The 16,061-nt window shown below is 61.4% G+C and carries 5 protein-coding genes; 4 read left to right on the forward strand and 1 reads right to left on the reverse strand.

Features of this window, described 5'->3' with window-relative positions; translation table 11 throughout:
- Positions 1-2: 2 nt before the first annotated feature.
- Positions 3-929 (reverse strand): ribonuclease HI, encoded by a 927-nt coding sequence (locus KG104_RS03340; RefSeq protein WP_207347255.1) that lies wholly within the window; start codon positions 927-929, stop codon positions 3-5.
- 293 nt (positions 930-1,222) lie between these two features.
- On the opposite strand from KG104_RS03340, the gene KG104_RS03345 reads away from it, so the two are divergent.
- The 4 genes from KG104_RS03345 to KG104_RS03360 all read left to right on the forward strand — a co-directional run bounded on the left by KG104_RS03345 (position 1,223) and on the right by KG104_RS03360 (position 15,807).
- Positions 1,223-7,723, forward strand: coding sequence for a DUF3320 domain-containing protein (locus KG104_RS03345; RefSeq protein WP_207347256.1), 6,501 nt, complete (start codon positions 1,223-1,225; stop codon positions 7,721-7,723).
- A gap of 235 nt (positions 7,724-7,958) precedes the next feature.
- The gene (locus KG104_RS03350; protein WP_207347257.1) at positions 7,959-9,761 is read left to right on the forward strand and encodes a hypothetical protein; all 1,803 of its coding nucleotides are present in this window, start codon (positions 7,959-7,961) and stop codon (positions 9,759-9,761) included.
- Positions 9,762-9,897: 136 nt separating this feature from the next.
- On the forward strand, positions 9,898-12,534 hold the full coding sequence (locus KG104_RS03355; RefSeq protein WP_207347258.1) for a DEAD/DEAH box helicase: 2,637 nt from the start codon (positions 9,898-9,900) through the stop codon (positions 12,532-12,534).
- 156 nt (positions 12,535-12,690) lie between these two features.
- Complete coding sequence (locus KG104_RS03360; RefSeq protein ID WP_273545217.1) at positions 12,691-15,807, forward strand: DEAD/DEAH box helicase; 3,117 nt, start codon at positions 12,691-12,693, stop codon at positions 15,805-15,807.
- Positions 15,808-16,061: the final 254 nt, after the last annotated feature.

Genomic DNA, 16,061 nt, shown 5'->3' on the forward strand with positions numbered 1-16,061 from the left:
GCTCACGCCGCCAACGCCATGGATGAACGGCGGATGTCGGCGGCAGCATCCTCACGCACCTGCTGCGTGAGACGCAGTACCTCCTCAGGGGTTAGCAGCGCCTCGCGGGTGCGACGGGCGAGAACCGCCAGCCGGTCCGCGGCTGTGTTGTGCGGGTCGCCATCGTGCCCGCGCACCCAACTGAAGGTGACGGCAGTGAACCGGGTGTAGTGGAGGATGCGGGAAACTTCCTCGCGGCAGAAGCGGTTGGACGACGGTGGTTCAAACCCCGGCTCGGTCAACATTCGCAGGGCCAGCTGGCTGTCCGAACGGATCGTAACGTCGGAGCTTCCCTGCAGTGAGGCCGCATAGGCGCCCCGGGCGGCCTGCAATCCATAGCGGATGGAGCGCAGTTCGCCTTCGAGGATGTTTGTTCCCTCGGAGGCCTTCTGCCCCAGGACCAATCGGGAGTCGGAGCCAAAATCGATTACCCAGCCATGCCCGAGCCAAGCGGAGTGTTTGCCGCGGGAAGAATCCGTGGTGATGGTGCACCGGGCGTGGAAGGACTGGATAGACAGCCGGATCGCCTCATCCAGGGCGACAATGGCCGCCGCGGGAGGAAAGCTGCAACTGGCGGTGACGCCGGTTGTCCGCAGGCCCTCGGCTGCGCTCTCGTCATCGCAGTACACGAGCTCTTCGGAACTGTCCTGGTGACGCACGACGGCGGCGCGAACGTCAGCGAAGAGGTTGCCTTTGCCCGGCCCGGCCGCAGCCGGCTCCATTGAACCGGATTCCGCGGCCAGCAGCCGCGAGCCCTCAGTCTTCGTTACGGCCCAGAAAAAGCGGCCGTGTTTCGGGCTGACCCGCACTGAGACTCCGCTGCGCAGCGTCAGCAGCTGCTTAGCTGACGCCAAACGGCGGGCGGGTGGTGCCGGTACGGGAAAGGACAAGGCCGCCTCCTGGCGTCGTGGTGGACCATGGAACCTCGTGTGCATCGAGACACATGGGGGTGATGGAAACGACACTAGGGTGCGGCACTGACATTCCCGCAATCAGAGCAACTATGCATTTTTTGTAACTCTTAAACATTTTTGCAACTGCTAAGAATTTTTTGTAACTCGACAAAAAGGCGGAATTGTGCATCGCGAACATGTCCATGCCAAAGCATGATTCACCCGCGGGTGGGCAGTATAGTCGGTTAGGCGCGCCGGGGGAGGCGCCGAAGACACACTGAGGAAGTGCAATGGCGTTATCCAACCGGGAGTTCATCGGACGAACCCTGGAAATCCTGTCCAAGGCTCTGGAACCCTATATCGATCGGGCGATGGCGGAACTATCGCCGGGGATCGACTGGCCGATGCTGCTGGCCCGCAAGGATGAACTGGCGGGCAGGGGACTCAAGACCTACAAGGCCAGCGACGTGCAGACGCAGCTGCGCGTCCTGACCGAACGGCTGGGCAACCTCGGCTACCCGTTTGCTCTTCCGCCCGAAGCCGGCGCCTATGCCAGCGAACTGCGCCAGGTCCGCAACCTCTGGGCGCACAATGAACCCTTCACCGACGACGATGTCGTCCGCGCCATTGACACGGCGGTCCGGCTTCTGCGCTGGATGCGGCTCGACAAGCAGGTAGCCGAGGCCACCGAGCTGCTGCAGGGCTTCCGCTCCAGGCCGCCCGCGGGAACACGTCCGCAGGAAAAACCGGCCACAGCCACGACCGATGCTCCGGAGCCACAGCAGGAAGCAGCCGAGGTACCCCTGCCAACTCCGGTCCCTCAACCGGCGATCCCCGCTCCGAACCCGGCACCTGAGGAACCTAAGGAACCCGAGGAATCCTTCGAGGCCTCCGCCGAGGTCGCCATCACGCTCGAGACCGCCTCCGAGCTCAGCTACGCCATGTCCTACAACGGCAGCCAGGTCATCGACCGGCTCGTCGTCACCAACCCCGGGGCTGAACTGCGCGGCGCGGTGCTCACCCTCCGCGTCAGCGCGGAAGCCGGCGTCGTCTCCCGGACCAGCGAGCATTTCCTTGACATTCCCGCCGGTGCCTCCGTCACGCTGTCCAACCCCAACCTCCAAGTCGACCCGGCGACCATGCTCCAGGTTGAAGACCGGCAGCAGGGAACGGTCCTGGCCGAGCTGCGGGTGGAAAACGACGTCGTGGCGTCCGCCAGCCAGGACATCGAACTGCTGGGCGCCCAGCATTGGAAACTGCGCCGCGGACTGCTGGCCATGGAATCACTGGCCGCTTTCGTGCAGCCCAATCACCCGGAAATAGCCACGCTCTGTGCGGAGGCCTCGGACCTGCTCAAACAGGACACCGGCAACGGCGCCCTCAACGGCTACCAGTCCGGACCCGAACGCGCCGACGCCATCGCCTGGGCGATCTTCCGGGCCGTGCAGAAACGGCAAATCCGCTACAGCGAACCCGCCCCCGCCTGGGGCCAGCACGCCCAGCGGATCCGCACTCCCGAGCAGGTGCTCAACGGCAAGTTCGGCACCTGCATGGACACCACCGTCATCCTCGCGGCCGCCCTGGAGTTCGCCGGCCTGCAGGCCAACCTGTGGCTGATGAGCGGGCACATTTTCCTCGGCTACTGGCGCGATGAACGCAACTTCCAAACCCCGGCTTTGGAGGAAGCGTCCCTGCTGGTCAACGCCGTGGACATGGGCGACATCCGGCTCCTCGAATCCACCCTCGCCACCGATTCCGCAACGCATACAGCTCAGGAGGTGCACGACGCCGCCTACGTCAAGTACCTGACCGGAGAGATGGAGGACGTTTGCGGCGTCGTCGACATTTACGGAGCCCGCAGTGCCGGAATCCGTCCCATTCCCGCACGGATCAAGACCGCCGACGGAAAGATCGAGGTGCACGAATACACCCCGGCTGCCCGCACCGCCCCCGTCGCCGCCCCGGCAACCGGCCGACGCTCCGCTGAACGCACCGCTACCAAGGGCGTGCCGCCGCGGATCAGCCAGTGGAAAAACTCCCTGCTGGATTTGAGCCTGCGCAACCGCCTGATCAACTTCACCACCACCGCCCGGTTCCCGCTTGCGGTTCCGGAGGGCCGGCTCGGCGAGTTTGAAGACATGATCAGCGCCGGCACCCGGATCAGGCTGACAGCGTCCGACGCCGTCGCCGCCATGCAGCGCGAACGCGGCATCCGTTACGGCCGCGACCTGCCGCAGGAACAGCTCGCCGAACTCCTGGTCAAGCACCGCGCCGTGTTCGCCGACGTCACCGAAGCCGGCTACCAGAGCCGGATGCGGAACCTCGCCTACAAGGCACGCACGCTTGTGGAGGAAACCGGCGCCAACAACCTCTACCTCGCCCTCGGATCTCTGGTCTGGAGCTTGGACGGCAAGGAGCTCCGCTCACCGCTGGTCCTGGTTCCGGTCCTTCTGTCGCCGACGTCGAAACAGGGGCCCTACGAACTGGTCCTGGATGAGGCCGGCGGCTCCACCCCGAACTACTGCCTGCTGGAGAAGTTGCGTATGGAGCACGGGCTGGACATACCCGAGCTTGCCGAACCGGAGGAAGACGACTCCGGCATCGACCTGGACGCAGCCCTCGGTGCCGTCCGCGCAGCCATCCAGAAGAAGGGACTGCCCTTCCGGGTGGAACCGACGGTTGACCTCTCCATCCTCCAGTTCGCCAAGTTCCGGCTCTGGAAAGACCTGGACGAGCACTGGGAAGAACTCTCGCAGAACCCGCTGGTCAAACACCTGATCCACACCCCCACCGAGCCCTTCCCGGAATCGGTCACCGCGGACACGGAGCAGAACCTCGACGAACTCGCCGCCCGGGTTCCCATCCCGGCGGACTCGTCCCAGCTGCACGCCATCGCGGAAGCCGTCGCCGGCAAAACCTTCGTCCTCGAAGGACCTCCTGGCACCGGAAAATCTCAGACCATCACCAACCTGCTGACCCGCGCCGTCGCCGACGGAAAGCGCGTGCTGTTCGTCGCCGAGAAGCGTGCTGCCCTGGAAGTCGTGCAGAAGCGGCTCAATGACGTCGGCATGGGCGTCTTCGCTCTGGACCTGCATGACAAGGGCAGCAAACCGGTGGCAGTGCGCGAGCAAATCAAGCGCGCCTTGGACCACACGGCAGATCCCGACCGGCAGGGCCTGGAGGCAGCGGTCAGTGAGCTGACCAAGGCACGGCGGGGATTGGTCCGCTACGCCTCGCGGCTGCACGAGGAAAACGACGCCGAGCTCTCCTTCTACACGGCGCGGACCAAGGAGCTTGCCGTCGGCGCGGAAAGTCAGCCGCTGGCCATCCCCGCCTCCTTCGTGGAAAAGACCAGCCTGGACCAGCTCCAGCAGCTGCGCAGTGTGCTGGCCGAGCTCCCTGACGTTGCAGATCCTGCTGCGCCGGGCAAAAACACGCCGTGGGGTTTCATCAATGAGGCACTGGACCCCACAAGAGTCCAGAAGGTCATGCAGTCTGCCCGCGCGTTCCAAAGCGCACTGGACTGCTGCGCTCCCGATGCCGAGCTCATGAAGGTGCTGATGGCAGCACGCACCCCGGAGGACCTGGCCAAGGTGCATGGGATCCTGCAGGCAGGAAACTTGGACCTGGAACTGCTGGACGAGGTCGGTACGAAACACTGGAGGTCCGCTGTAGGAGGGTTGGACGGACAGGTCACCGCGTTCCTCAGCGCGGCCCATCCCGGCCTGGACAAGGTGGCGCCGGAGGCCATCGACCTGCCCCTGGCCGACATCCATGCTCAGGCCGTGGCAGCCGCAGAATCGGGATTCTTCGGACGGAAGAAACGCCTCACCGCCGTCCTCAACCAGCTCACGGACGTCATCCGTCCGGACACAGTGGTCAAACCAAAGGAAGTCCCGGCACTGACCGAGGCGTTGCTGCAGGTTCAGACCGCTGCCCGCGGGCTGGCCGAGGAAGCGGGCTCGGTGCCCGGTGTCGATCTGCCGGACTCTTGGAACCCGCTGACGGAAGCCGGCCAGCAGATGCTGAAGAACTCCGTGCAATGGTTGGCCTGGGCGGCGTCCCTCGTTTCCGTTCCAAAAGCGGCGAAGAAGAAGACCTTTGTGGCTGCCCTCCGGGAGTATGTCGAGAGCCGCCCGTCCGCTACGTCCGCGGTGCGGACTGCCGTGGGTGAGCTGGCCTTGGCCGCTCCGGAACTGCTGAAGACCGCCGGCGTCAGTGCGGCACAGCTGGAACAGTGGTTGGACGGGCAAACCCTGCTGGAGCGTTGGAACCAGACCGGCGGCCGGCGGGACCTTGGACGCGACGGGCTGCCCTCGCTGCGCCGCTGGATCGACTTCCTCGGGGCGCTGGAACCCCTCGCTGCCGCTGGCCTGTCTGCGGCACGCAAGGAGCTCAAATCCGGAACAATCGCGGCCGACGACGCCGTCACCGCGTTCGAGCGCGGCCTCGCCCTCGCGGCCCAGAAGGAGCGCTCCGCGGCCACCGGCCTGGAGACTTTCGAGCCGCGCAGCCACGAAAAAATGATCGACCGCTTCATCACCCGCTCCGCGGCTATCCGCGAACAGCTCAAGGTAGCGGTACCGGCCGAGGTACTCGCGCAGCGCAGCTTCAACCCGCGGTCCGAATCCGGGCAAATGGGCAAGCTCCAGCGCCAGTTGAGCTCCAAACGGGGGATGAAGGTCCGCCCGCTGATGGAAAACTTCGGCGAGCTGATTACCCGGATAACGCCGTGTGTGCTGGTCAGCCCGGACTCCGTTGCCAGGTTCTTCCCGGCCCGCAGTGACCTCTTTGACCTGGTGGTCTTTGACGAAGCGTCACAGATTCGGGTGGCCGACGCCGTGGGTGCCATGGGCCGCGGACGCTCCGTCGTCGTCGTCGGCGACAGCAAGCAGATGCCGCCCACCTCCTTTGCCGAAGCCAGCCTGGACAAAGACGACGACGAGGACGTCACCGGAGACGCGGTGGCTGACGAGGAGTCGATCCTCTCCGAATGCGTGGTGGCCCGGGTGCCGCGGCAGTGGCTGACCTGGCACTACCGCAGCCAGGACGAATCGCTAATCGCGTTCAGCAACCAGCAGTACTACGACAGCAAGCTCTCCTCTTTCCCCGCACCGGTGCACGGGGATGCCAGCGCGGAGGCCGACGGCTACGGAGTGAACTTCATCCGGGTGGACGGACATTTCAACCGCTCCGGCAAGGGCAAGCTGCTGCGCACCAATCCGGTGGAGGCCGAGGCCGTGGTGGCGGAAATCCGCAGCCGGTTCCGTGCCTCGCCCAAGGTGTATCCGTCCGTGGGTGTGGTGACCTTCAACCTGCAACAGCGCGCGTACATCGAAGCGCTGCTGCGTGATTCCGACGATCCGCGGATTGCCGAGGCACTGGACGCTCCGGACGGGCTCTTCGTGAAGAACCTCGAAAACGTCCAGGGTGACGAGCGGGACAGCATCCTGTTCTCCACCGGTTTCTCCAAGAATGAGAAGGGCTACCTGCCGCTGAACTTCGGGCCGCTGAACCGCAGCGGCGGTGAACGCCGGCTGAACGTGGCCGTGACCCGTGCCCGCCGGCAGGTGGTGGTGTTCTCCAGCTTCGATCCGTCCGACCTGCGCGCCGAGGAGACCTCGTCGCTTGGAATCAAGCATCTGCGCAGCTATCTGGATCTGGCCGCGCAGGGCACCGGGGCGCTGCCGTCCGACGGGCGGCGCAAGCCGGCCGTGGACCGGCACCGCGAACAGATTGCCGACGCGCTGCGGGAACGGGGGCTGGTGGTCGCCACCGATGTCGGGCTCTCGGACTTCAAGGTGGACCTGAGCATTGCACTGCCGGAGGATCCGCAGCGGCCGCTGATGGCGGTGCTGCTCGATACTCCGGTGTGGGCGTCACGCGGGACCGTGGGGGACCGGGACGGACTGCCCACCGACGTGCTGTCACGGATGCTGCGCTGGCCGTCGGTGCAGCGGGTGTGGCTGCCGGAATGGCTGACGGATTCAGCCGCGGTGGGGGACCGGTTGGAGAAGGAAATCCGGCGGGAGGATTTGCTGGCGGAGCTAGAGGTCGTGGAGCCTGAGCCGGTGGCGGTTTTCAAGACGGCTGCTTCGAAGCAGGGTCGGGGGAGTGGCTCGGACGGTGGCAGCTCGCAGCCGGCTGAGCCGGCTCAGGTGCGTCGAGCGCCGGCGGTATCGCCGGTCCCGGCGCCGGTTGCAGTGCCGTCGAACGCGTTGCCCTACATTCCATGGTCGGTCCGGTGGACGGGCGGGATCGAATACCTGGACAAGTTGGCGTCCTCTTCCCGGGTTCGTGACACGGTCCGGCAGGTCTTGGACAAGATCGTGGAGGCGGAAGGTCCAATCCACACGGCCCGGCTGGCGAAGCTGGTCTGCGCCGAGTTCGACCTGAACAAGGTCAGCGGCTCGCGGGCGGCCTCGGTGGTGAAACTGGTTGACCGCAAGAAGTTTCACGTCGATCGTGACGGGTTCGTCTGGCCGACCTCGCTCGATCCCGCAACCTGGCTGGGCTACCGGGAGAACGACGAGTCGGAGGTCCGCAAGATTGAACACGTCAGTCTTGTGGAGATTGGCAATGCCATGGTCGATCTGTGCCGCGATGCCGCCGGTCTGGAGCCGGAGGAACTGAAGAAGCAGACCATCCGGGTGTTCGGCGGCAAGCGGGTCACCGCCGGTATTGGCCAGCGGCTTGAGGCTGCCCTGAGCACGGCGCTGGATGCTGGGAAGCTAGGTTTGGGCGGGAACGGTCTGGTTCTTACAAATGGTACTGAACAGCCCGCAGACTAGCGTTCCATCCACATGCAGAAATGAGCCGGAGAACTTCAGAAGTCCTTGCGATGCCGTGGAAAGGAAAGGGTTCTGTTTGCGGGCAAGGAACGAGTTGAAGGGTTGTTATAGTTAGCATCAGTCTTCGCATCTCTCAGATTCGAATTTCTGCTAACGGACTTCAGTCTGGGCCCAGACAGACTTATATAGGGCAGCGGTTACAAAAGCAGGTAGCGAGATAGGCGGGGGACTTCTCATGCAAATAAATGGCAGCACCGATGAACGCATCATATCGATGGCTCAAAAGGGCAACAGCGTGAGGGACATTGCCGACGCCGTCGATGTGAGCCGTGGGGCGGTGGGCTTTTTCCTTGATAATCTCGGGTCCCAGCGACGGAATGTTCTTGGGTTCGATGCTTATGAGCAGGAGTTGCGACAAAAGGGATATCACCCGAGTGTCGTTGTTGCGATGCTGGGTCCCCGCCAGTCGAACATCGGCAACCACAACGGCCGCGCACCCGCAATACCGCCCGCTGCTGTCTTGGCTAGAGCAGCGCACAAACCCAGTACACCTCATCCTGAAACTCCGGTAGGAACTAGTCTCGACACGAACACACTGACGTCCTACCGAAACATTATGCGGCTGACGCATGAAGGCCATGGCATACGCCAGATCGTGTCCGACCTCGGGGTATCGGTTGCCGACGTCAGTGCTGCCCACCGCGCAGAGGCGCTAGGTTTGCTCGATGCTGGGGCAACGGAATCGACTCCGGTAACGGACACCGACGTGCCGCCAAATCCCCCACGTCCTGTGGTCCCCGCCCCGTTGCCCGTGGCATTCGCTGACAACGCCGGCGTCACGGATCCTCCTCAGACCGTTGCTCCTGCTGTCCCTCCGGTCCTGCCCATGCGTTTGGAAACCAGCCTGGCAGGAAACGATAACGAGTCCGGGACAAGCGCTCCTGAACATGCACCACTTGGCGACGCTCGTCCCCGCCTTAATTCCCCGCAAAGCGCGGACGCCCTTGCAGCGGCTGGGAAGTCCATTGAAGAAATTCAGCGCCAGCTCAACAAGCCGCGGGGCATAATAGAAACCCATTTCTCGGAGCTTGGCTTTCGGTATAGGCGCCAGTCGCTGCCAAGTTCGATCAGGGTTCTACACCGACGCGGTTGGCATGCAAGCGTCATCGCTGCTGCCCTGCATACGACCGTCGGAATGGTGGCCTCGATGACGCAGCAGCGCCCCACCTCTCATGTTTCCGGGACACCGGCTGCTTCGATCCCTGAAATTAAGCCGCCGGTTGGGTTAGGCCGGCAAAGTCAGCCTCAATCACCATCCGTGAACCTCCCCATCCAGGGCCAGTCCAAATCCGCCGAGGGCCGGCCATCCATTCGTGAGCAAGCCTGGAAATTAATGCGGCAGGGACGGACAAACAGAGAAATCATGACACGGCTCGGTCTCGATTACAGCGACGTCTACCATCATCGCCAAAAATTCAATTCACAACCGGCCGGAACGGTGTCTGCACGCGAGTCGGGTATGCCAGTACGACAAGTCTTAAAATCAACACAAGGCACAGAAACTTTCAGAGCCGCCGTGCCACGAGCAGGAGTGTCGTCCCAAGAGAAGCAGCAGCTCGTCCCAAAGCCGGCGCCGCCGAGCCTCCCCAGCGCAAAGAAGGCGGAGACATCAATCCCTGTCCGTCAACCCGATATCCAACATGGCGAACGATTAGATGCCAACCAAGCCCGTCACGAATGGATTCGGCAGCTTGGTGGGATCGGAACGATGACTCGGTGGGAAATTGCGCAAAAGACCTTAACTGATATGGAAGAGGTCGGTGCAGTACTTCGGCAAGCCGGACTCTACGTGCCGCCGTCCAACGCAGTGCGCAGCGAGTTGACCATGATCGTCCAGCTGGCGGATGAAGGAAGATCTTTTGACGAAGTTATTGCACTACTGGGCCTACCGAAAGCCCGAGTGCACAAAATGCTTAGGGAGGCTCTCATCTCCAATTTTCCGGGTAAAGACTCAATCCGCGTCATGCTCGGTCGGTAATAAGGCGAAGACCGAGGACTCTCGTGTGGTGCATCCGTTTCTAGGTCACCCCTGCTAGTCCGGTTAAGGCCCCGATAGTTCAAATTTGTAGCCTGCAACATGTCAAACCATGCTGTTTAATCATTAAGGAATATCTGTGTACGAACTGCGCGAATACCAGAGTAAGGCTGTGAGCGAGGTGCTCACATGCATTGCGGCAGCGCACGTGGACTACGAGCAGAACTTGGCGCAGACTGCCATCGCTTTGGTTGCTCCAACCGGTGCGGGTAAGACTGTCATGGCCGGCGCTGTCATCGACACCCTACTCACGGGCGAAGACAGAGAACATATTATTTTATGGGTAACCGATAATCCGTCACTTAACCGACAAAGCGCCAATTCAATTAGGGCTTCGACCTCGGGACAGTTTCCCATCACTGTCCTTTCGGGGAACGGTGAGGATCCGGAAACTGGCAAACCCTTTGATCAGAACTCATTTGACCAGGGTGTCCTTTACATGATCAACACTCAGGCTGCTTCTTCTTCAGCCGGCCTGAGTGTTACGCAGCGCGGGGGGAGACGGACTGGCCGGACTTTCACAATTCAGGAAACTATTGCCAACACCATCAACAAATATGGCAGCCGCTTCATAATCATGATCGATGAGGCCCACCGTGGGGTCGAGCGAGTCGAAACCACAGAGACTGTCATCGGGAGCTTCATTCGAGACGCCCCAGTAGTCCTGGGCATATCAGCCACAGAGCGCCGGTTCACCGAGTGGATGGCACGGATCGACAGGCATCTGAAGAGGGTGGTTGTCCCGCTAACAGACGTTCGCGCAGCCGGAATTATCAAATCGAACCTGATTGTCAGCGACACCGTGGATGGAAAGCATGCACACATGACGTTGCTGCGCAACGCGGTGCGTCAAACACTGACGTTTGACGAAAGCTGGGAGCGCTACTGTTCTTCCCAGGGGCTGCGGCGCATATATCCGCTTCTGGTCGTGCAGGTAGAGGATTCTGGCTCTGATCCCGAAACCCAGACACTGTTCCAGTTTGAGCTCGAACAAATGATCCGCACAGTCATGGAAGAATGGCCGGAGCTTAGTGACCAGGCATTCGTGCACACGTTCGCCGAGCGGAAACCCTTGGTAATTGAGGGGTTACGTGGCGGCAGTCGCGTCGTGCAATACATGCTGCCGGACCATATCGACAGGAATGACACGGTCCGGGTCGTCTTCGCTAAAACTGCAATCTCAACCGGCTGGGACTGTCCCCGTGCAGAGGTGCTGGTGTCTTTCCGGAGCGCCAAGGATGAAAGCTACATCACACAGCTCATCGGGCGGATGATCCGCCAACCGCTGGGAGTCCGTGTTGAAGACGACGAGTCACTGAACTCCACTTATTGCACGCTTCCTAACTTTGATCAGCAAGCTGTACGACGTATCACCAAAAGACTGATTGATGAAGATGGAATCGCTCTTGATGTTGTAAACGCAGTGCCGATCACCTACCGCCGATCTGACCTTCCTGATGCGGTATTTGAGGCCCTTAAACTTGTTCCAAGTTACGTTGTTCCGACTGGAGCCACAGCATCCAAGGTTTCACTTCTGCGTAGATTTGCCTTCGCGTTGGAGCGCGATGCGCTGGATAAATCTGCCCCGGATCACGTTAAGGATGAAATTATCCGGCAGTTGGACGCTATCCGCGAGCTGCGTGCCAGACAGTTCATACGCGCTATGAATTGGGTCCGACAACTCGAAGGTCAGCAGGGGTCCATCACCATCCTTCAGACCACCATTCCAATGGACGATGACTCGGAAGCAGTGGACCTCAGTGAAGATGTAGTTCAAATTGACGATGCCGATGCCACGTCGAACCTGCTCGCCGACTCCGCCATTTCTTCAGACGTTCACTCTTTGTATCACTCGCACCTCCAACGCTCTGCGTCTATCCCTGTGGGAGACGCCAACAGAATTCTGAAGGCCTTCGACTACCCGCAGCTGGATACCGTCGGCGTTCTCGAGGACGTAGCAGAGCGGCTTCTGTTCGCGTGGAAGCAAGCCTACGAAGACGAGCTCGAAGCAAGGGTCTATGAGGTGGACGAGAAGTACAACGTTTACCGGGAGGTAACTGGCCGCGTCAACGATCCCATACTGAATTACGCGTCGGTAGTTCCAACAGTGATTCAAGAAAACATTGGTGCTGACCTGATGGAGGCGGGGCAGAAATTCCTCGGTGACGGGGATCCCGTTCTTATACGTAGGTGGGTTCTCGACCAGAAGGATTATTGGCACCATCGGCACTTGTATACCGCGGATGAAAAGCCGGGGCAGTACCTAACCAGACTGAGTTCTGTGCGCCAGATGATCTTAAGGGGTGAACTCGGTCGAGCCGGCATTACCGGCTGGTACAACAATCCCAAACGTGGCGCCAGAGCCATTACTGTCCCGTGGACGACCCCGCAGGGGGAGTGGGGCGAGATGCACCCCGACTTTGTGTTCCTCAGCGAAGACGACGGCGAGGTCGCCATAGGTCTGGCAGACGCTGTCACCGGTAGCGCCGACGAGATACTGCAGAAGCTCCGCTGGTGGCTATGGTATGCCGATCGTCACTACCCAGAACTCGGCTTCGTCCGGCTGGTGATTCAGGGAAGGGATTCTGGAAATGAGGTCCTGCATATTGACCTTATGGATGATGATGTGCGGGAGGTCCTGCGCAGGGAGCTAGCGCGAGATAACTCCGCGATTGAGGCGCTTTTCCGCGCTCACGGCGGTATCTACACCTTGTAAGGAACGTTCGTCCGGTTGGAGCTCGGAAATGGGTGCATCAGAAATGTCGCTCCCACCGGATAGGCTCATCGATGGATGCACCTCGAGGGGAGGCTGCACACGACGTGAGGGCTGGCCGGCGCATTGCTGAACATTCATGGGGGAGAGTCAGAGTCTCTGGCGGAAGGTCTTTACGAGCTACTGCATACCAAGGAACTAGCAGAGCGGATCACTACGCAGCCGGGCCTGCAGGCGGCATTTGAAACGGTGTCGGATGATCTCTCACCGAATGTTCTGGCCACCTACATTGCCAGCCAGGCGCGGCAAGCCCTGGCCGCGGCTGCGCCAGCAAACCGGGTGGCGCTGGCCAACAGCATCCTGAGCGATCTGCAGGGCGCGGCCCTGATCCAGGCCGGCCCGCAGCAGTTGACCTCGCTTTTCTCGCCCGAGGGGATGGCTGCCCGCCAGGTTTTCCGGCCGTCTACGTCTTTCAGCCGAGCGGCTTTGCTGACGAACGGCAAGGATGATCCCAGTCTTGCCTCCGAGCTTAACGCCGAGCTGGCATCCGCTGACCGGGTGGACATGCTGTGCGCCTTTATCCGCTGGAGCGGGCTGCGGTTGCTGGGCAAGTCCCTGGAAAGGCTCAGGGAGCGCGGAGTTCCGCTGCGGGTGCTCACCACCACCTACATGGGTGCCACCGAGCGGCGTGCCATTGATGAACTGGTCCGCACCTACGGCGCAGAAGTGCGCATCAACTACGAAACACAGGCCACCCGCCTCCATGCCAAGGCCTGGCTGTTCCGCCGGAATACCGGTTTCGATACGGCGTACGTCGGCAGCTCAAACCTCAGCCTCCCGGCCCTGCTCGAAGGTCTGGAATGGAACGTGAAGCTTTCCGCCGTGGGAACTCCCGAGCTGCTGCAGAAGTTCGAAGTGACCTTTGACAGCTACTGGGAGCAGCCGGAGTTCCAGCCTTACGACCCGGACCGCGACGGCGACAAACTCGACGCTGCCCTCGCCCGAAATGGTGGTAAAAAGACCTCCATTCCGCAGGGTTCCACCGGCCTGGAAGTTAAGCCGCACCCGTACCAGCAGGGCATGCTCGAGGAACTGGAGGCGGCCCGGGAGGTCCACGGCTACGACCGAAATCTGCTGGTCGCCGCCACCGGCACCGGAAAGACAGTCATCGCCGCCCTGGATTACAAACGGTTCTGCGACGCAGCCGGACGCAAGCTGACATTGCTGTTCGTAGCGCACCGGCAGGAAATACTGGCCCAGTCACAGTCCACGTACCGCAACGTGATGCAGGACGGCAACTTCGGCGAGCTCTTCGTCGGCAAGCACAAACCGTCCGAATGGAAACAAGTGTTTGCCAGCGTGCAGTCTCTTGCTGCCAAGGGCCTGGAATCGCTCGCACCCAACCATTTCGACGTCGTCGTCATTGACGAGTTCCACCACGCCGAAGCACCGACTTATCGCCGGATTATGGAATGGTTTAAGCCGAAAGATCTGCTCGGGCTCACAGCCACGCCGGAACGGGGAGACGGCGTCAACGTCGCTGATCAGTTCTTTGAAGGCCGGGTGGCCAGCGAACTCCGGCTGTGGGATGCACTGGAAGCCAACCTGCTGGTTCCGTTTCACTACTTTGGAGTGGCAGACGACGTCGACCTCACCCAACTGGAATGGAAGCGCGGCAACTACGACATCGCCCAGCTGAGCAATGTCTATACCGGCAATGATGCACGGGCGGCGAAGATCATCGCTGAAACCCGGCGCACGGTCACCAGCGTTGAGGACATGAGGGCGCTGGGATTCTGCGTTTCCGTAGAGCACGCCAAATACATGGCCGACGTCTTCAACAAGGCAGGGATCCCCTCCACAGTGGTGTCGGGGGAAACCCCGGAAGAGGAACGCAAAGCGGCACTGAGCGGGCTGCGGAAGGGGGAGTTGAACTGCATCTTCGCCGTGGACGTCTTCAACGAGGGCCTTGACCTGCCCGAAGTCGACACCATTCTGATGCTCCGGCCCACTCAAAGCTCCACCATCTTTCTGCAGCAGTTGGGCCGCGGCCTTCGCCGGGCCAAAGACAAAGCCGTGCTCACCGTCCTGGACTTCATCGGTCAGCAGCGGCGCGAGTTCCGGTTTGACAACAAACTGCACGCCATCACCGGACTTCGGCGAAAGGGACTGAAAGAAGCAGTGGAGAAGGGATTCCCCTTCCTGCCCTCGGGGTCCCAAATCGTGCTGGACCGGGTGTCCCAGCAGATCATCACGGACAGCCTCCGACACCAGTTGCGGAGCAATCGGCCGCAGCTGATCGCCGACATACGTTTCCATAAGGAAAATAACCTGGCCAACTTCCTGCAGAAGTCCGGCAGCGAACTGGAAGACGTCTACCGAAAAACCGGGGAATCCTGGACTTCCTTGATTCGTGCTGCGGGATTGGCCGAAGCCGGGTCCGGTCCGGCGCCTCTGCTGGGCGGGGACGAACAGCGGTCGGTCGCGGAGGAGACCCTGCTGCTGCGCCGCATGACCACGCTCCTCTGTGTCGATGATCCCGAACGCGCCAAGGCGTACACCCTGCTGGTGTCCGCTGCTGCTCCGCGGTACGAGGAGTTGGGATTCCGTGAGCAGACACTTGCCCGGATGTTGTTTTTTGCGCTGTGGCCCGAGGGCGGGAACTTCACCTCGTACGACGCAGGCTTTGATTTCCTGCGGAGCTTCCCGGCCGTCTGTGCCGAGATCCGCCAGCTGGTTGCTCTCGGTGTCGAACGGACGCGTTATTCGCCCAAGGGGCTAGGCCGTGGGCTGGCGCATGTGCCCCTGTACTCGCACGCGACCTACAGGAGGGAAGAAGTGCTGGCTGCGCTGGGCTACTTGGCGCTGGATGGGCGGAAGGCCCGGCACCGGGAAGGTGTGGCTTGGTGTGAGGACACCCGAACCGACGCGTTCTTCGTGACGGTGGAGAAGGACGCCAAAGACCGGGCGGCCAGCATTATGTACAAGGACTATGCGATGAGCCCGGATGTGTTCCATTGGGAATCCCAGAACAGCACCTCCCCGACGAGCCCGGTGGGCCAGCGTTATCTGGACCATAAGGCTGCCGGTACGCAGATCCTGCTGTTCACGCGTGCGCGTGAAAACGATGAGTCGGGTCTGACGATGCCGTACGTTTGCCTGGGGCAACTGGACTACATGAACCACAGCGGGTCAAAGCCGATTGCGATCACCTGGAAACTGCAGCGGTCGATGCCGGCTGACGTATACACAGAGGCCAGTGCGGCGGTTCGTTAAAGCCCATTACTGTGCAGATGAGGTAACGCGGGCTTCAATGCATAGGCCGGTGGATCCCTGTTCAGTCCAGGGCCGGAATGAGGGACGGGATCCGCCATGCAAAATAATGTTCTCGTTAGGATGGAAATCGTGTGATTGCTAAATTCCTTCCACTAGCAGTGTCCGTTACTGAGTTATTTGTCGGGAATGCGCGGTCGACCAATGGCCAGCTTTGATGAACTGAACCACAGTCTATTTTAGGGAGAAGATAGAAC

The organism is Arthrobacter sunyaminii (genome assembly GCF_018866305.1).
GTDB lineage: Bacteria > Actinomycetota > Actinomycetes > Actinomycetales > Micrococcaceae > Arthrobacter_B > Arthrobacter_B sunyaminii.